12 protein-coding genes and 1 tRNA gene are annotated in these 18,285 nt (G+C 60.7%); 11 read left to right on the forward strand and 2 right to left on the reverse strand.

The window, feature by feature from the left end; genetic code table 11:
- Positions 1-5 precede the first annotated feature (5 nt).
- The 3 genes from fusA to GOW72_RS03050 all read left to right on the forward strand — a co-directional run bounded on the left by fusA (position 6) and on the right by GOW72_RS03050 (position 3,799).
- Entirely contained in the window at positions 6-2,123 is a 2,118-nt protein-coding gene (gene fusA / locus GOW72_RS03040) for an elongation factor G (protein WP_093964349.1), read from the forward strand.
- A 60-nt stretch (positions 2,124-2,183) separates the two neighbouring features.
- Positions 2,184-3,359, forward strand: coding sequence for an elongation factor Tu (gene tuf, locus GOW72_RS03045; protein WP_170343064.1), 1,176 nt, complete (start codon positions 2,184-2,186; stop codon positions 3,357-3,359).
- A 215-nt stretch (positions 3,360-3,574) separates the two neighbouring features.
- Entirely contained in the window at positions 3,575-3,799 is a 225-nt protein-coding gene (locus GOW72_RS03050; protein ID WP_170365028.1) for a hypothetical protein, read from the forward strand.
- Here GOW72_RS03050 and GOW72_RS03055 read toward each other — a convergent pair whose 3' ends face one another.
- Positions 3,800-4,504: a lysophospholipid acyltransferase family protein gene (locus tag GOW72_RS03055; protein WP_170365030.1), complete on the reverse strand. Its 705-nt coding sequence runs from the start codon at positions 4,502-4,504 to the stop codon at positions 3,800-3,802.
- 144 nt (positions 4,505-4,648) lie between these two features.
- Between GOW72_RS03055 and GOW72_RS03060 the strand changes: the two genes are divergently transcribed.
- From GOW72_RS03060 to lptF, 8 genes are all read left to right on the forward strand, one after another.
- Positions 4,649-4,724, forward strand: a tRNA-Trp gene (locus GOW72_RS03060).
- A 204-nt stretch (positions 4,725-4,928) separates the two neighbouring features.
- Complete coding sequence (locus GOW72_RS03065; protein ID WP_170365032.1) at positions 4,929-8,243, forward strand: adenylate/guanylate cyclase domain-containing protein; 3,315 nt, start codon at positions 4,929-4,931, stop codon at positions 8,241-8,243.
- Between the two features lie 123 nt (positions 8,244-8,366).
- Positions 8,367-9,926, forward strand: coding sequence for an FAD-binding oxidoreductase (locus tag GOW72_RS03070; protein ID WP_170365034.1), 1,560 nt, complete (start codon positions 8,367-8,369; stop codon positions 9,924-9,926).
- Between the two features lie 44 nt (positions 9,927-9,970).
- Complete coding sequence (locus tag GOW72_RS03075) at positions 9,971-11,671, forward strand: hypothetical protein (protein WP_170365036.1); 1,701 nt, start codon at positions 9,971-9,973, stop codon at positions 11,669-11,671.
- Positions 11,664-13,421: a ferritin-like domain-containing protein gene (locus GOW72_RS03080; RefSeq protein ID WP_170365039.1), complete on the forward strand. Its 1,758-nt coding sequence runs from the start codon at positions 11,664-11,666 to the stop codon at positions 13,419-13,421. Before GOW72_RS03075 ends, GOW72_RS03080 begins: the two co-directional genes overlap by 8 nt.
- Positions 13,418-14,725 carry a radical SAM/SPASM domain-containing protein gene (locus GOW72_RS03085; protein ID WP_170365040.1) on the forward strand — a complete coding sequence of 436 codons (1,308 nt, stop codon included), beginning with the start codon at positions 13,418-13,420 and terminating at the stop codon, positions 14,723-14,725. The genes GOW72_RS03080 and GOW72_RS03085 overlap by 4 nt, the downstream gene beginning before the upstream one ends.
- Positions 14,726-14,736: 11 nt before the next feature.
- The gene (qhpG, locus tag GOW72_RS03090) at positions 14,737-16,176 is read left to right on the forward strand and encodes a flavin-dependent monooxygenase QhpG (protein ID WP_170365042.1); all 1,440 of its coding nucleotides are present in this window, start codon (positions 14,737-14,739) and stop codon (positions 16,174-16,176) included.
- Positions 16,177-16,227: 51 nt separating this feature from the next.
- The gene (gene lptF / locus GOW72_RS03095) at positions 16,228-17,367 is read left to right on the forward strand and encodes an LPS export ABC transporter permease LptF (RefSeq protein WP_170365045.1); all 1,140 of its coding nucleotides are present in this window, start codon (positions 16,228-16,230) and stop codon (positions 17,365-17,367) included.
- A gap of 2 nt (positions 17,368-17,369) precedes the next feature.
- On the opposite strand, the gene GOW72_RS03100 is transcribed toward lptF, so the two are convergent.
- The gene (locus tag GOW72_RS03100) at positions 17,370-18,206 is read right to left on the reverse strand and encodes a LysR family transcriptional regulator (protein WP_170365047.1); all 837 of its coding nucleotides are present in this window, start codon (positions 18,204-18,206) and stop codon (positions 17,370-17,372) included.
- Between the last annotated feature and the right edge of the window lie 79 nt (positions 18,207-18,285).

Genomic DNA, 18,285 nt, shown 5'->3' on the forward strand with positions numbered 1-18,285 from the left:
TCCAAATGGCACGCGAATATCCGCTCGAACTATACCGTAACTTCGGTATCATGGCGCACATCGATGCAGGCAAGACCACCTGCTCGGAGCGTATCCTGTATTACACCGGCAAATCCCACAACATCGGTGAGGTGCACGATGGTGCAGCCACCATGGACTGGATGGAGCAGGAGCAGGAACGCGGCATCACCATCACTTCGGCTGCGACCACCACCTTCTGGGAGCGCACCGAGGACGGTCAGACCGCCGATACCCCCAAGCACCGCCTGAACATCATCGACACCCCCGGCCACGTTGACTTCACCATCGAAGTCGAGCGTTCGCTGGCGGTTCTCGACGGTGCCGTCTGCGTTCTGGACGCAAACGCCGGTGTTGAACCCCAGACCGAAACCGTGTGGCGTCAGGCTGACCGCTACAAAGTTCCGCGCATGGTCTTCGTCAACAAGATGGACAAGATCGGCGCCGACTTCTTCAACTGCGTTCGCATGATCGAAGACCGCACCGGCGCGCGCGCCGTCCCTGTCGGTATCCCGATCGGTGCAGAGAACGAGCTGGAAGGCCTGATCGACCTGGTCACCATGGAAGAATGGCTGTGGCAGGGCGAAGACCTGGGCGCAAGCTGGGTCAAAGCTCCGATCCGCGACAGCCTGAAGGACATGGCTGAAGAATGGCGCGGCAAGATGATCGAAGCGGCCGTCGAAGAAGACGACGACGCGATGATGGAATACCTGGAAGGCAACGAGCCCGACATTCCGACCCTGCGCAAACTGCTGCGCAAGGGCACCCTGGCGCTGCACTTCGTGCCGGTTCTGGGTGGTTCGGCGTTCAAGAACAAAGGTGTTCAGCCGCTGCTCAACGCCGTGATCGACTATCTGCCCAGCCCGCTGGACGTTGTCGACTACATGGGCTTCAAACCCGGTGACGAGGAAGAAGTCCGCAACATCGCGCGTCGCGCTGACGATGACATGGCCTTCTCGGGCCTGGCGTTCAAAATCATGAACGACCCCTTCGTTGGCTCGCTGACCTTCACCCGGATCTACTCGGGCGTTCTGAACAAGGGCGACTCGATCCTGAACTCGACCAAAGGCAAAAAAGAGCGCATCGGTCGTATGATGATGATGCACTCGAACAACCGGGAAGAGATCGAAGAAGCGTTCGCAGGCGACATCATCGCTCTGGCGGGTCTGAAAGACACCACCACCGGTGACACCCTGTGCGATCCGAAGGATCCCGTGGTTCTGGAAACCATGACCTTCCCCGATCCGGTGATCGAGATCGCGGTCGAGCCCAAAACCAAGGGCGACCAGGAAAAGATGTCCCAGGGTCTGGCCCGTCTGGCCGCCGAAGACCCGTCCTTCCGCGTGGAAACCGACCTGGAATCGGGTCAGACCATCATGAAGGGCATGGGCGAACTTCACCTGGACATCCTGGTCGACCGTCTGAAGCGCGAGTTCAAGGTCGAAGCCAACATCGGTGCGCCGCAGGTGGCCTATCGTGAGACCATCTCGATGCCGATCGAACATACCTACACCCACAAGAAACAGTCGGGTGGTTCGGGTCAGTTCGCTGAGGTCAAGCTCGAGATCACTCCCACCGAACCGGGCGAAGGTTATTCGTTCGAAAGCCGCATCGTTGGTGGTGCCGTTCCGAAGGAATACATCCCGGGTGTCGAAAAAGGCATCCAGTCCGTCATGGACAGCGGCCCGCTGGCCGGCTTCCCCGTGATCGACTTCAAGGTTGCCCTGCTGGACGGTAAATTCCACGACGTCGACTCGAGCGTTCTGGCGTTCGAAATCGCGTCGCGGATGTGCATGCGCGAAGGTCTGAAAAAGGCCGGCGCGAAACTGCTGGAGCCGATCATGAAGGTCGAAGTGATCACCCCGGAAGAGTACACCGGCGGTATCATCGGCGACCTGACTTCGCGTCGGGGCCAGGTGTCTGGACAAGAGCCGCGCGGCAACGCGATTGCAATCGACGCATTCGTGCCGCTGGCCAACATGTTCGGCTACATCAACACTCTGCGTTCGATGTCGTCGGGCCGCGCCCAGTTCACCATGCAGTTCGACCACTATGATCCGGTTCCGCAGAACATCGCGGAAGAGATCCAGGCAAAATACGCATAACCGAAAAATAGAGGGAGCCTGCTGCCCGGGCTCCCTTCATTTCCGAAAAAGGAGGCCATCATGGCAAAGGAAAAGTTTGAGCGTACAAAACCGCACGTCAACATTGGCACGATTGGCCACGTTGACCACGGCAAGACGACGCTGACCGCAGCAATCACCAAGTATTTCGGCGACTTCAAGGCGTATGACCAGATTGACGGTGCGCCGGAAGAGAAAGCGCGCGGCATCACCATCTCGACCGCCCACGTGGAATACGAGACCGACAACCGCCACTATGCGCATGTCGACTGCCCCGGCCACGCTGACTATGTGAAGAACATGATCACCGGTGCGGCGCAGATGGACGGCGCGATCCTGGTTGTGAACGCAGCTGACGGCCCGATGCCGCAGACCCGCGAGCACATCCTGCTGGGCCGCCAGGTTGGCATCCCGAAGATGGTCGTGTTCCTGAACAAGGTTGACCAGGTTGACGACGAAGAGCTGCTGGAACTGGTTGAGATGGAAGTTCGCGAACTGCTGTCCAGCTACGACTACCCCGGCGACGACATTCCGATCATCGCAGGTTCGGCTCTGGCCGCGATGGAAGGCAACAACCCGGAAATCGGCGAGAACAAGATCCGCGAACTGATGGCGGCCGTTGACGAGTACATCGACACCCCCGAGCGCGCTGTTGACCAGCCGTTCCTGATGCCGATCGAAGACGTGTTCTCGATCTCGGGCCGCGGTACCGTTGTGACCGGTCGTGTCGAGCGTGGTGTGATCAACGTTGGCGACGAGATCGAAATCGTCGGCATCCGCGACACGCAGAAGACCACCTGCACCGGTGTCGAGATGTTCCGCAAGCTGCTGGACCGCGGTGAAGCCGGCGACAACATCGGCGCCCTGCTGCGTGGTGTTGACCGTGACGGCGTCGAGCGTGGCCAGGTTCTGTGTAAGCCGGGCTCGGTGACTCCGCACACCAAGTTCGAAGCCGAAGCCTACATCCTGACCAAGGAAGAAGGCGGCCGTCACACTCCGTTCTTCGCGAACTACCGTCCGCAGTTCTACTTCCGTACGACTGACGTGACCGGCACAGTGACCCTGGCCGAAGGCACCGAGATGGTCATGCCCGGCGACAACGTGTCGTTCGGCGTTGAGCTGATCGCCCCGATCGCCATGGAAAACGGTCTGCGCTTCGCCATCCGCGAAGGCGGCCGCACCGTCGGCGCAGGCGTCGTGTCCAAAATCATCGAGTAAGGCGCATCAGCGCATACTGATGGAAAGGGCGTCCCTTGGGGCGCCCTTTTTCTTATTGAGAAGCCGATCAGACGGTTCCAAGTCTGCCTGCGGTTTCGATTTGATGGTGCCCCGACCCTCGGCTTGAGAAATCTTAACCTTCCGCCCATCTGCTTCAGAAGCTGAATGTCTACCTGATGTGCAACGCCGAAAGCGACCTGTGCACGCTCGGCAGAATGCCCGAACAGCAGGAGGACGCGATGTTTGGCTTTGAGTTTCTGAATTACGGGGCGCAAATCCTTCACAACAAGGACCTGGAAGACATGCGCGACGCCATTCTCAGCGATGATGATCACGAAGTCGACTGCACCGTCAGCGATTTTTGCCGGGAACGCAGAAGGCTTGGGGGCAAGCAAACCGGCGCCCCGCGCCGTGACTTTGCCGGAAAGCAGGCGGGCTGATCAGAGCTTTGGTTCCCACGGGGCGCGACCGACCATACGATCCGCCTCGGCGGTGATGTCATTCATGTGCTTCTCGAGGCTTTGGCGCAGTTGCTCGATCTGTTCGTCCGAGGCCTTGCGGGGTACGGTCTCAGTCCATTCGCGGCACAGAAAGACGCCTTCGTTGCGCCAGGGGCGCGGCAGCAGCAGCCGGTCCCAGGTGCCCGCCTCACGGCCATGGCGGGCCGAATAGGTGATGCCAAAAACGCGTTTGCCCGAGCTGCGCGCCCAGACCAGCGGGACGGTCGAGCACACCCGTTCCGGGCCGCGTGGACCGTCGGCAGCTATGCCGATCGAGATCCCCTGCTTGATCTTGCCCAGCACTTCACGCGACAGGGCCACGTGACGCTTGTGGCTGGACATGGCGATGGTGTCCATGCCGAAGAGCTTCTGCACCCGGCCCACCATGCTGCCGGCGCGCGCGGCCGATGTGATCGAGCAGATGCGCCCTTTTTCCAGCGGAAAGAAATAGGGCGATTGGGCCAGCCGCTGGTGCCACAGCACGACGATGAGCGGCTCGCCCTGTTCCGCGAGCTTGTCCAGTTCGTCATAGCCGATCCGCTGCCATTTGGTGTTGCGATGGACCATCCTGATGTAGCTGGCGATGCGGCGCGCGGCCCAGTTCAGGGTCGTCTCGCTGTCGGCAATCTTCTTGCGAAGGCTCAAGGGTAATTTCCTCTCGGTGGGCCGAACCTTGTCTTATAGAACTGCACGACGCACGCAACTTCTTTGTCGAATGCATATGTGTCCGAGAAACTGAAAAAGCCTCTTGAGTCCGTCGCGCCTCTGGCATATCTGATGGCGCACCACAGGGGTATAGCTCAGTTGGTAGAGCGACGGTCTCCAAAACCGTAGGTCGCGGGTTCGAACCCTGCTGCCCCTGCCATTCTCCAAGCAATTCAACAATTCTGCCTCCAAGGTCAACCGTGCTGTGCCAGTTTGGTTCGCCAAACCTCTTGACGTGCGGGTAAAGAACGAAAAGGCTGTTCAGTCAGTTGGATAATGAACAGGCCACGGTTTGCGACGCGCGATCTGCGCAGGGTGGACCGAGCCAAAACAAACCGGCGTTGGACAGGCCGTTGGGGGAGAAATGACGGATATCGCCGCTTTTCTGGAGAAGTTGGGGCTGTCCAAATACGCCCCCGCCTTCGCTGCGGCAGAAGTGGCCTTGTCCGACCTCGTTCATCTGTCCGAGCATGATCTGATCGATCTCGGGCTACCGCTGGGTCCGCGACGTCGCCTGCTTGCCGCAACCGCGCGTTTTGCCCAGGACACGGCCGGTGACGCCGTGCACACCCGCCGACAGGGGAAAATCGTGGCCGAGCGCCGGCAATTGACGGTCATGTTCGTCGACCTCGTCGGCTCAACGGCAATGTCCGAGCGCCTGGATCCGGAAGACCTGGGCGAGCTGGTGCGGCGATTCAAAGAGACTTGCACAACCGCCGTTTCGAAATTCGGTGGTCACATCGCCTGTTTCATGGGGGATGGTGCGATGATCTATTTCGGCTATCCGCACGCGCAGGAGGATGCGGCCTCGCGCGCGATCGAGGCCGGGTTGCAGATTTTGGACGAACTGCCCGCGATCGACCGAAAGGAAGAGCTGCAGGCGCGGATCGGAATCGCCACGGGACTTGTGGTGGTCGGCACCATCTATGGGGACGGGTTGCGGGAAAACGACGTGGTCATGGGGCGGACGCCGAATCTGGCCGCCCGCCTGCAGGGGCTGGCCGAACCAAATTCGCTGATCATCAGCCCCTCGACGCGCCGCCTGATCGGGGGCGCTTTTCGACTGAAGGATGCCGGAAGGCATGTTCTGAAGGGGTTTGCGGACGAGATTCAGGCCTGGACCGTGGAGGGTGCCGCACGGATCGAACGGCGGTTCGAGATCAATCCCGAAGCGGGTTCCGGCCGCCTGATCGGGCGCGGCTCCGAGTTTCGCAAGCTGTGTGACAAGTGGAACGAAGCCAGTCACGGGGCGGGTCAATCCGTTCTGATCTCGGGTGAGGCGGGGATCGGTAAGTCCCGGCTGATCGAAGGGTTGGCGCACGAGTTGCAGGGTCAGGACATTCTGCGTCTGAATTTTCAATGCTCGCCGCTGCACTCAAGCAGTGCTCTGTATCCGATCGTGCAGCAACTGGAACGTTCCGCCGGGTTCGCGCCGGCGGATACGGACGCCCAAAAGCTGGACAAGCTTCTGCCGCTGCTGCGGTACCTGACGTCCGAACAGCAGCGCCTGATTGCGGATTTGTTGAGCATCGATGCCGATGATGCATTAGGACCCTTGGACCTGCCGCCGCAGGTCAAGCTTGAAAAGACGCTGGAAGCCGTCACGCAGCAATTGGTGTCGATGGCGCGAAGCAAACCCGTTCTGTTGCTGTTCGAAGATGCGCATTGGGTGGACCCGACCACGCTTTCGCTGACGGATAGGGTCATCGGGCGGATTCGTGACCTGCCGGTTCTGATCGTAGTTACGGCCCGGCAGGGATTCGACCCCAGCTGGGGGCATCACCACAACACGTTGCACATCCCCCTGACCCGATTGTCGAATGCCGAGGTGGCGGAAATCGTCACGGATGTTGCGGGGGGCAAACCTTTGCCGGGACCGGTCTGCGACCTGATTGCCGCCAAGACCGACGGGATCCCGCTCTTTGTACAGGAGGTGACGCGTGGCCTTCTGGAATCCGACCAGTTGCGGCTGACCGAGGATGGCTATGTACTGCGCGGTCCGCTGCCGTCGCTGTCGGTGCCCAGCACGCTCAAGGATTCGCTGATGGAGCGTCTCGACCGCCTGGGTATGGCAAAGGACGTGGCGCAGACCGGTGCGGTGTTCGGGCGACGCTTTTCGGTGGCTCTGGTTGCGGCGGTTTCCATGCTGCCGGCGGCCTCGATGCAGGCCAGCCTGGAACAATTGGCCATGGCGGGCATCATCCAGCGGCCACCGGACGGGGCCGAGGACGAATACCTGTTTCGCCATGCTCTGATCCGGGACATGGCCTATGACAGCCTTCTGCGGTCCGAGCGGCAGGTCCTGCACGACCAGGCCGCGGGTGTATTGCTGGACCAGCAACCCTATCTTGCACAGACCCAGCCCGAAGTTCTGGCCCAGCACTATACGCTGGCAAATCGACCCGAAGAGGCCGTTACCCATTGGCAAAACGCCGGTCAGAGAGCGATCGAGCGGTCGGCCCTCTCCGAAGCACTGACTCATTTGTCCAAAGCGCTTGGTCTTGTGTCAGAGCTGCCGAAATGCCACGACCGCGACTTGCGCGAGATTGATCTGCAAGTGCTTCGGGCGGGTGTACTGCGCTCGACTGACGGGATTGCGGGCGAAGCGACAGGCGAAGCTTATGGCCGGCTGCGCGAGCTGTGCCGTCGGGCCCGCGAGACGGAACGCCTTTTCCCGGTTCTCAATGGGCTTTACGCGTTTCACCTTGTGCGGGCCGAGTACCGCCTGGCCGGTGAGGTGGCGGACCAGATCCTGGACCTGGCCGAAGTCAGCGGCCGGACCGAGCACCGGATGGTAGGGCACCGCGCCATGGGGGCCGTGCAACTGCACATCGGCAATCTGACCGATGCCAGAGCGCACCTTGAGCAGGCCTGGACCCTTTACGATTTCAAAACACATGGGAAGCTGGCCTATGTCTACGGCACCGACCATGCGGCAATCACAGCCGGTTTTCTGGGGGTCTGTTACAGCCTGGTGGGTGAGCCTGCCCGCGCGCGGAAGGTTCAGGCGCAGGCTCTGGACTGGGCCAATGAGTTGCAACACGCGCACAGCGTGGCCCAGGTCCTGACCTATATGTGCATGGTCCATCTGTTGCACCGCGATATCGATGCCCTGATCGCGACCGTCGCACCGCTGGAGGAGATTTCTCGCGAGCACAGGTTGGCCTTCATGTCGATCACGGCCCGCATGTGGCTCAGTTGGGCGCGGGCGCACCGGACCCCGGACGCCGAGCACATCGCGGCCCTACGGCAGGCGTCGGATGACTGGTGGTCCAGTGGCGCCGGAAACTACAAAAGCTTCTTTCTGTCGCTGATCGCGGAACTTCTGGTGCGTGCCGGGGGGCTCAAGGCCGCCAAGCAGGCGCTGACGCAGGCCGAACTTTGGCGCAAAGACACCGACGAAGGCTGGGCCGATGCCGAGGTTTTCAGGGTCCGCTCGTTGCTTGACGATCATGAGCGGAAAGATCCCGAACCGATGCTCAAACAGGCGGTGTCCGAGGCGCGCAAATGCGGGGCCAGCCTGTTCGAATTGCGCGCAGCCGTGGCGCTGACCCGCCGCGTATCCAAAACCGGGGGGCGGCCGGGGCCATTGCTGTCCGATGCTCTGGATCGTTTCGATCCAAAGGCCGAGATCCCGGAATTGCTCGAAGCCCGGGCATTGCTTGAAACGATCTCTTGACCGGTACGGAAGCTTTCTGCCAGCTTGGGACGGGCAGAAATGGGTTGATGGAAAGACCGTGATACGTGCGCGCAGTGTTTTTTCCCTGCGCGTTCTGCATGTTATGCCAAGGGAGCGTCCGTCATGCGCAAGATAAGCAAGACCATTCTGGCCAAGGATCGCGTCGCCTCCAGCCGAACGGACCTGTCGCTGCAGCGCTATCATCCGATTACGCCCGAGCAGATACGGGAGTTTGAAAAAGGCCTGGTTGGATCGGTCGTTTTGCCGACGGATCCGAACTACAACACGGATCGTCAGCTCTGGAACCCGGCCTTTCAGGACTACCCGGAAATCATTGTCTATTGCGAAACCATTCAGGACGTGCGGGCCAGTCTGGCCTTCGCGCGGGCCCATGATCTGTGGGTGGTCAGCCGATCGGGCCGGCACAGTACGGCCGGGTACTCGGTCAACAATGCGATGGTGCTGGATACCAGCAGGATGTGTTACGTGACGGTCGATCCAGATACCCCGATGGCCTATGTCGGCCCCGGTACCCCGTTCAAGGTCCTGAACTCGGTGCTGGATTCCTATCATCTGCACGTGCCGGGTGGCGCGTGTCAGGATGTCTGCGTGGCCGGATTCATGATGGGCGGAGGATACGGGTTCACGTCGCGCCTGTTCGGAATGGCCTGCGATAATGTCCTGGGCGTGACGGTGATGCTGTGGGATGGCAGTATCGTAATCGCGGATGACACGACCAACGCCGATCTTTTCTGGGCGATCCGGGGAGGCACCGGCAACAACTTAGGGGTGCTTCTGGAAATCCGGTTCAAGCTGCACAACCTGTACGGAGTTTGGGGCGTTCATATCAAATGGCCGCTGGACAGGGCTGCCAAGGCTTTGGAGTTTCTGCAGGCCAACTACATGAAGGACGGTCTCTCGGACAAATTTGGGGCCTACATCTTTCTGGCTTATCAAGGAGACCAGAAGGTTCTCTTGGTCTCGGCCCTATATCACGGGCCCGAAGACGAAGGGCGCCGGGTCATTCAGCCGCTGTTGGACGAACCCATTGGCGGCCACATGGAAAACAGCAAGACAGGGACCTACCAGCAGATCAATTCCTGGCTGTATGACGAGAAATACGACATCCCGGTGGTCCCGGATCAAGCCCGCGAAGACAAGCAGGGCGGGTACATCGCCCGCCAACTGTCGCAAGATGAATGGCAAAGGGTCGTCGATTATCTGGACAGCACGCCAAACGACTACGGGGCCGTGGCGATCGAGCCGTATGGCGGGGCGATCAACCGAATGCCGGTTGGCAAACAGGGAAACGCCTTCATTCACCGCGACGTGTCGATGAATTTCTACGTTGACGTGTTCTGGTTGTCCGAGGATGAGAAAGACGTCGTGGTCCCATGGCTGGATGGGTTCATGCAGATGATGACGGACGAGGGCTTCTTCATCGATCGCTGTTATCAGAATTATCCGCGGCGCACTCAGTTGAACTATCGTTGGCTCTATTGGGGCGACAACTTCAACTCACTTCTGTTCGTGAAGCAGAAATTCGACCCCCATAACTTCTTTCACTACCAGCAGAGCATCTCTCCGGTTCCGGACGACGCGCCGCCGGACATCATTCGGGACAAGTCGACACCCTTCTTCTCGGACCCGACGATCACCTATCAAAGCTATTCGTATCCCTGAAAACGGGTTGCGGACCGGCATGGCCAAACTGGAGAGGGCCCGGCATGGACACGATACAGGAAATCTTCTTTCTGCCGCCGATGGCCGTTGCCAGGCTTGGTCCGGGGGAGACCCCTTTGGAAAGCTACGAATGGCAGCAGGATCTGGACGCGCATGGCAACAACAAGACGGTCATACGCTCGAACGTGACTTTGCAGGAAAACGAGGATGGGAGTGTCTCGGCCTACCTGCCGGACCCGCGGAAGATTCGATTTCGGGATGAAGGCACCGGCGCCCTGCGCCCGGTTGCGCCGTTCTTTGAACTGTGGGCGCGGATGTTCGATGCCGAAACCGGCGAGGCCTATGAAACTCCTGTGACTCTGAACCTTCTTGAAGGGCAGGGGCTGTCGCTGAAGAACATCCGCTACACGGTCGCTGTAGGTAATCAGAAAGCCGCCCGCCGCACCGGAGATGCAGCCTGCGGGTTTCGTACACGGGTCGAGATCGCGGCCGAGGATTTTACTCCCAAACTCTTGCTGGCCTTCAGTCCGCACACGTCGGAACAGCAACCGCTGGTCTATGAACACAACCCGATCCCGCTGGGCTCGGTGCGGGTTGTCCGCCCGGTCCAAGGGACGGACGAGCCGGTGCCCGGCGAGATGGTGGACCGCAGTCTTCTACGTTTGCGGTTCACTCCGCCCAAGGGCGAGGTCTACGGCCCGCCCGACGCCGCCTTCGGTCCCGCAACCCTTGCTGTTCCGGGATACAAGAATGACCCGCCCAAATCGGAATATGGCCGGATTCATGAGATCGTGCCGGCCCAGAACCGCATCCTGAACCCGGACACGCCGTGGTCGAAGTGGATCATGATGTCGGGGTTGTCTGACGATCCCGAACCGCATGACAGTTATGATGGTGCACGGGTCGGCAACGATCAGTCCTGGGGGGTGGTTGACGACACGTGTGATGGAACGCTCGAGGCCACGCTGGCCGTTCGCGGTCAGCGTTTGGTCGCCCGGGCGCGCATCTTCACCGGACCGCCGGATTTCGCACCGGATTGCCGGCCTTTCTACAGCCTCGAAGACGATCTGGCGGATCGCGACATGTCGTTGATCTCGGTCACCGCCGAAAACTACGTTGATGCAAAAACCGAAGTGGTCGACATCTTCCGAAGGGCGTTCGAGACCAACAGCCTGATCAATCTGGATGACATCCGGGCACAGGGCCTCAAGGACAATGCCTCTCTTCAGGCGCAGACCAATATCGCACCTACACCGGGCCTGCCGTCCACCGATGCTGCATCGATGACGGAAAAGGACGCGGTGCCGCCCGACAAGATCGACGAGTTGATCCGCCCACAGCCGATTTCGGTCTTTTCGAACTCGGTCCCGAATGAACAGCTGCCCTATACGGTCGCCACCAAGTTTGTGCACGAGCAGTTGATCGATGAGGAAAACCTTTTGGATTTTCTGCGCCGCAGGCCTGATTTCGTTCGGCGATTGATGCGCCCACCCTTTGGCGTTCTGGCCCAGTTCGAAGAGGACCCGAACCCTGACCAGACACCCGATCCCGCCTTCCGCGACCCGCGGATCGTGCGCGACATGATGCACGACGCTCGCATGCCGCCCTACATGCGGGATTCAAACTATTTTCCGCTCTCGTTGTCACGGCGGCAGTACCATCTGGTGATGTCTTTCATCGATTACCTCGAGGCGCACCCGCCCGCGCCCGAAACCGAACCGGTAGGAGAGCCTCGGGATGTCTGACAAACCAGCGCCGATCCGCATCAAACCCCGCAACCTGACGGCCCGTGCGGCCTACAAGGTGCCCGGAAACCCTGACAACACCCGGCTGGACGGGTCGGTCGGAAATTGTTTCCCGGGGCTGGAAATGGACGTGCGCGACCTCGATCGCCGGTTCTTTCCGGGATTGGTTTTCAATGCCGTACGTGTCCCGCTGAACCCGGTTCCGGAAGCACCCGAAAACGCGCAAGGGTTTCATCTGGTCTATGTCGACTATTTCTATGACCCGATGTTGCCCGATGACAGTTCGACACCTTGGGTGCAGGATTTGCTGGACGCCTATCGTGGCGAAATCGGCGCCGAGCTGTCCAGCGGCCGGTGGTTTCTGGCCTGGGTCGAACAAGGCGGTCGACGTATCTCGTTCCGCGACGACACGGGCAAACCCTACGACGGCATGCTGGTCTGGCGGTTCATCCGCAGCCTTGAATGCGGCGACGACCATCCGGTGACCATCGCACTGGAGCGGCGCAATCACGACGGTGTCGTCGACGCACCGCCGGTCGTCCTGCATGGATACCGCCGGCAGTACCGCACCGAAGCCGGCGTGTTCGATACGGCCTACGACCCCGGAGAGCTGACCCAAAGCCTGTGCAATCCCTGGTCGCATGACTTTCGGGATTGCGGCTGCCACTACTGGCCATCAAACCACCCGGATGTGGTCACTGCCGAAGTACCGCATGACACCCGCCTGCCGACTGGTGCGCCCGACGATCCGGTTGTGGCCGAAACCTATCTGGATTGGCTGCGCTCGGACAAATCGCCCTCGGGCAATGTGGCGGCGTTGAATACCGTCGAACAGAACCGCCCGTTTCAGATCGACCATTACGAGGTCAACCAGATGTGGAGCGACCTGCCGATCGTAGTCGAGGGACGCGAGACCGGCGAAGTCTATGAGGCCGACACGGACCTGCCCGGTGTCGAACCGTATGAAAGCGTAGCGGCGATGGTCAAAGACCTGCAGACCCGTCTGGCGCCGATGGAGATGACGCTCAGCCTGCAATACCTCTATGCCTATTTTTCGCTGGCCGATCCCGAAACCGTCGGTTCCGAGCGCTGGCCAACGCTGAAGGATGATCTGATCTTTGCGCGGCGCGCCCTGCTTGAAGTTGCGATCGGCGAGATGACCCACATGCGCTGGGCAAACCAGTTGCTGTGGTCGTTGCAGGGCGAGGATTACGAACCGGTGCTGACGCCCGCGCTTGCCCTGCCCATCGGACCCAAGCGGATCATCCCACGGTCGTTGCGCCCTTTGACGCCTGAGGCCATCGACGACTTCATCGAGATCGAACGCCCCGACGGGTTCATCGACCGTGCTTATGCCCAGTGCGTGGCGACACTGGAACACAAGGCGTTCACCGATCGGCGTCTGTATGCTTTGGCCGTGCGGATCGACACCGACGGCGACGAACATTTTCTGCGGTTCCGCCAGATGAAGGACGTTCTGGCCAAATACCAAACGGGCCGCGGCACACCTGCCTATCTGCGCCCGATCCAAGTGGGCTCGGAAACGCAGGCGAAAGAGGCACTGGATCTGTTCCGCCGCATCACCGATGGGCTGGAACAGGCCTATCAAAACGAGGCTCAGAACCGATTCACCGAAGCGCAGGAGTATATCCAGCAGGTGCGCGACACGATGAAAAGCTTCCGGGTCGCCGGTGAAGCCTTGGCGGAAAAGGGTATCGGTATCCCGTTCTGGCCCGAGGTCGAGACATGACCCACCCATCTGCCGAGGTGCATTTTTTCGAAACGACCTTGGGCGAGCACATGCTGGCCGTAGATGGCTCGCGCGTGTTCGACGTGCCCGACGGAACGGCGGATCACTTCGCCCGTATGACCGCCGAAGGACAGCGAGGGTTTCTGTCGAAGATGGGTCTTGATGGTGTGCCGTTCATTGACGACGCGCCGCCGCGCCGCATGCCGGTCAGGTCTTTGTCGCTGGCGGTCGCGCAGAAATGCAACTTGGCGTGCACATATTGCTATGCCTCGCAGGGCAGCTTTGGTGGTCCTGCCCGCAGTATGGAATGGGAGGTCGCGAAAGCCTCGGTCGATCGGCTGATCATGGACGCGGAACCCCGCTCCCGGATCAATCTTGCCTTCCTGGGAGGCGAGCCGTTGATCAATCGCGACCTGATCCGAAAAACGACGATTTATGCTGCCGAACACGCGCAACGCAACAACGTGGATGTGGGCTTTTCGATCACGACGAACGGCACGTTGCTGCGCCCGGAGGACGCTGAGTTTTTCGAAGACCACGCCTTTGCCGTCACCATCAGTCTGGATGGTGTTGGCAAGGCACATGACCGGCTGCGCCCCAACCGGGGTGGGCGCGGCAGCTACGACATCATTCTGCGCAAGGTGCAGCCGTTGCTGGACAAACAACATCACATGCAGGTGGGCGCTCGGGTCACCGTGACACCGCGCAACCTCGAGCTGCCTGAGACCCTGAACCATTTCATAGGCATGGGTTTCCACTCGGTCGGGTTCTCACCCATGCTGGCTTCGCCAACCGGGCGCGAAGAAATGAGCAGCAAGGACATGGCCGAAATGCTTTCGCAGATGATCCGTTGCGGACGCGTTTTCGAAGACGCAGTGCTGCAGGGCCGCCGCTTTCCCTTCTCGAACATGGCCGCCGCAATGCACGAGATCCACCGTGGCACGCACCGGCCCTACGCTTGCGGAGCCGGTGGCGGATATTTCGGGGTTTCGGCGGATGGCGATCTGTTCGCCTGCCACCGCTTTGTCGAGGATGACGTGGCCGCGATGGGCAACGTCCATGACGGCCCGGATGCGCGGCGAGAAGCCTGGCTGGCCGAGCGCCACGTGCACAACCAATCGCCGTGCAACATCTGTTGGGCACGGTACATGTGCGGTGGCGGTTGCCATCACGAGGTCATTCATCGTGGCCGCCCGGCGTGTGATTATATCCGCGGTTGGCTGGATTATTGCCTGCAGGCCTATGTCCGGCTGTCGGCTGCCCGCCCGAATTTCTTCGGCGACGCTGCCCGCCGTTCGGCCTGAGGGCGCAGCGGATGGCTGCCGAGATTGAAGCCGAGATCTGCGTGATCGGCGGTGGTCCGGCCGGGGCCGTGACGGCGATGCGGCTGGCACAGCTGGGGCGACGAGTCTGTCTGCTGGAACGCGCCACCTTTCCACGCCCACACATCGGTGAGTCACTGCCTGCCTCCATCTGGCCCATTCTGCGGTTTCTGGGTGTGGGCGATGCTATGAAAGCTGCGGGATTCCTGCAATCGTCGGGTTCCCTCCTTATGTGGGGCGGGGCGTTTGAAAGGCGGGGTGAGCCAGTTGACGATCCGGGCCTTCTGGTGGAACGCGGCCGGTTCGATGCCATCCTGCTGGACGCTGCACGCCAGTCGGGTGTTCGTGTGTTGCAACCCGCACGCGCCTATCGACCACGGCGCACCGGGGCCGGTTGGGAGGTTCCGATCCTGACGGCGCAGGGAAAAAGCCGACTGCGCGCTGACCTCTTGGTGGATGCGGCGGGCAAGCATGCGGGACTGGGTCGGAGGTTCCGCCCGGCCTCAGCGCCATTGACGGCGCTCTATGCCTATTGGCAAGCCCCACCGGGTTTTGGCACGCAGGCCCGCGTGGAGGCTGGTGATGCCCATTGGTATTGGGGCGCAGCACAGCCGGACGGTACGGTCAACGCTTGCGTTTTTGTCGACCCGTCGGATTGCACTGGTTTGTTGCCGGCAGCCCGGCGTGATCTGTATCTGAACCTTCTGGCACGATCGACTCTTCTGGCCGGTTGTCTGGAGCAGGCGCGGATGGGCCCGGTGCGCCGGTGTGATGCCAGCAGCCAATGTGAATTGACACCGCCCGCCGATGATCTGCTGCGTGTGGGCGAAGCGAGTTTCTCGGTCGATGCGCTGTCATCGCAAGGGGTGCATCTGGCTATGGCGCAGGCCATGCAGGCCGCAGTGGTTGCAAACACGATTCTGACCCGGCCCGGCGACACCAACATTGCGCTGGGATTCTATTCGGAACGACAGCGCGAACGCGTCGAAACTCACGCCGAATTGGCGGCGGCATTCTATGCACGTCACCACGAGGTCACCTCTGGGCCGTTCTGGAGCCAGCGCGCACAGCCGCTGGACTGGCTTCGCCGCCCGCCTGCGGACCTGCAGAATGCCGAGCTGTCCACCGGCGAGGTGCTTCGCCGGTCGCCGGAGGCGAAGCTGGTACAGGGCGGTGTTCAAGGCGACGCATATGTTCTGCAGTCTGAGATTCTGACCCACCCCAATTTGCCGCGCCCGGTCCACTCGCTGGCAGGGGCCGAACTGGCGCCGTTGATATCCGATCTGCGCGACCCACTCTCTGTGCCCGATATTCTGCAGCGATGGTCGAGCCGCATCGGACCCACCTCGGCGGCACATGTCCTGCGGTGGCTGTGGCACACCAAAATCCTTGTGCCGGCCGGTGAACTGGGGCGCAATCGCGGTTCCCCTTGACTGGCGAATGGCCTAATGTCCCGCTAGGATAAAACAGCCGAAAGAGGTCACATGTCGCGCTTTGATGGGTATTTCCTGCGGCAGCTATTGGTTCTTTTCGGCTTTTTCACGCTTGTTCTGGTGGGCGTGTTCTGGATCACCCGCTCGGTCAGCCTGTTCGAACACGTCATCAGCGGCGGCCAGTCAGCTATGGTGTTTCTGGAGTTCACGGCGCTGACCCTGCCGACGCTTGTCCGAACGGTCATGCCGATGGCGGTCTTTGCCGCCGCAGTCTATGCCACCAACCGGCTGAGCCGGGAAAGCGAGCTGACCGTGATGCTGGCCACCGGGTCCAGCCCATGGCGGCTGGGCCGGGCGGTGTTGCTGTTTGGTCTGGTGGCGGGGCTGATGATGGCGATCGTCAGCGTCATTCTGCGGCCCGCATCCGTAGAACAGCTGGAATTGCGCCAGGCCGAGGTGGCAGGTGACATCACCGCTCAGTTGCTCAACGAGGGGGAGTTCATGCACCCGGCTCGGGGCGTGACCGTCTATATCGGTCGGATTGATCTGGATGGCACATTGCACGAGGTGTTCGTGTCCGACCGTCGCGATCAGGAAAACCCCGCCACATACTCCAGCACGTCCGCCTATCTGGTGAACAACGGATCCGGCGTTCATCTGGTGATGGTGGATGGGGTTGCACTGCGGCTGAACAAGGAAGGCAAGACCCTGTCGTCGACCCTTTTCGACGATGCATCATACGACATTTCAGAGCTGTCCCGAAACACTGACAATGGACGCCGCAGTCTTGAGGCGATTCCGACGATCGAGTTGTTGGGCGATCTTGACGCTGTCGCCGCGGCGGATGGCTACCCGTTGGGGGAATTGGTGGAAGAGCTGCACCAACGGTTCTCATGGATCGCGATCTGCATCACGGTGGCGCTGGTTGGGTATTCGACGCTGATGCTGGGCAGTTTTTCCCGGTTCGGCCTTTGGCCACAGATATTCGCAGCATTCACGATTCTTGTCTTGTTGGAAGGCGTACGTGGGTTCGTATCTCCGGTGGTGATCAAGGATGCGAAGCTTTGGCCGCTGCTCTATGGTCCGGCCGTTGTCGGGTTCGCAATATCGGCCGTGTTCCTCGCTTTCGCCGGAAGACCGATCATTCGCCGGCGGGTGAGAACTGCCGCACCCGCGCCATCCCCGGCCTGAGGTCAGCCCCGCAGCTCTGACAGGCACTGGTATAATTCATCCAACAGTTTTGCGTGGTCATCCTCGGCGCGCGAGACCAGGTGGACCGGTAGAATTAGTGGTGCCGCTTCCTCGACTTTGCGCAGCGCGCCACTTTCAAGGTGCGGGGCGACGACGCTGAGCGGGAAAAAACCGCGCCCACCGCGTTGCAGGATATAGCGCAGTGCCATCATGCAATTGCCCAGAAACACGGTTTGCCCAGCAGACAGCCGGGCAAGACCGCGTATATGTTCCTGATAGCCTTCACCAAGTTCGAGATTGATGAAAACAGGATCGGTACCGGACTCAGCCAGATGGGGCGTCTCGACAAGGATCAAGTGCTCGGGCGGCAATTCCTGGCACGAAATCCCGGACCGCGATGGCCTCTCATGTGTCAAAGCCACGTCCAGAACGTGCGAAGCAACGGCCTCGGCCATGTTCAGCGTGTGGTCATAGTTGAGCGTCAACAGAAGTTTGCCAAACCTCTGCTCGAACCGGACGGCCAGATCGACCAGAAGCGGGTCCCAGATGCTGAGCTGAGCGCCCAAGCGAAGGGCCACACGACCCTGACTTTGGGCCGGCAGGTCCTGCGAGGCGAAGGACCAAAGCGACAGCATCTGTTCGGCATAGGGTTTGAACTGTGCCCCGAAGTCGGTGAGGCTGGTACCGCCGGCACCACGTGAAAACAGGGCTTTGCCCGTGGCGGCCTCAAGCTGGCGGATCCGTGCACTGACAGCCGTCTGTGTCACGTTCATCCGTCGGGCCGCAGCATGGAACCCACCGGTTTCCGCCACGCATAAAAACGTTTCGAGCTCACGCATCTGCATGTGAAAGTATTTTTTGATCGACGTGATAAAATCAATTCATTTTTTCTATTGGTTGGTCGCGACTAGTCTGGCT

It is taken from the genome of Ruegeria arenilitoris, assembly GCF_013032855.1.
In the GTDB taxonomy this organism is placed as follows: Bacteria; Pseudomonadota; Alphaproteobacteria; order Rhodobacterales; family Rhodobacteraceae; genus Ruegeria; species Ruegeria arenilitoris.

Coding starts and splice junctions, on each gene's coding strand:
- fusA (WP_093964349.1), top strand. CDS start 6: ATGGCACGCGAATATCCGCTCGAACTATACCGTAACTTCGGTATCATG.
- tuf (WP_170343064.1), top strand. CDS start 2,184: ATGGCAAAGGAAAAGTTTGAGCGTACAAAACCGCACGTCAACATTGGC.
- GOW72_RS03050 (WP_170365028.1), top strand. CDS start 3,575: ATGCCCGAACAGCAGGAGGACGCGATGTTTGGCTTTGAGTTTCTGAAT.
- GOW72_RS03065 (WP_170365032.1), top strand. CDS start 4,929: ATGACGGATATCGCCGCTTTTCTGGAGAAGTTGGGGCTGTCCAAATAC.
- GOW72_RS03070 (WP_170365034.1), top strand. CDS start 8,367: ATGCGCAAGATAAGCAAGACCATTCTGGCCAAGGATCGCGTCGCCTCC.
- GOW72_RS03075 (WP_170365036.1), top strand. CDS start 9,971: ATGGACACGATACAGGAAATCTTCTTTCTGCCGCCGATGGCCGTTGCC.
- GOW72_RS03080 (WP_170365039.1), top strand. CDS start 11,664: ATGTCTGACAAACCAGCGCCGATCCGCATCAAACCCCGCAACCTGACG.
- GOW72_RS03085 (WP_170365040.1), top strand. CDS start 13,418: ATGACCCACCCATCTGCCGAGGTGCATTTTTTCGAAACGACCTTGGGC.
- qhpG (WP_170365042.1), top strand. CDS start 14,737: ATGGCTGCCGAGATTGAAGCCGAGATCTGCGTGATCGGCGGTGGTCCG.
- lptF (WP_170365045.1), top strand. CDS start 16,228: ATGTCGCGCTTTGATGGGTATTTCCTGCGGCAGCTATTGGTTCTTTTC.
- GOW72_RS03100 (WP_170365047.1), bottom strand. CDS start 18,206: ATGCGTGAGCTCGAAACGTTTTTATGCGTGGCGGAAACCGGTGGGTTC.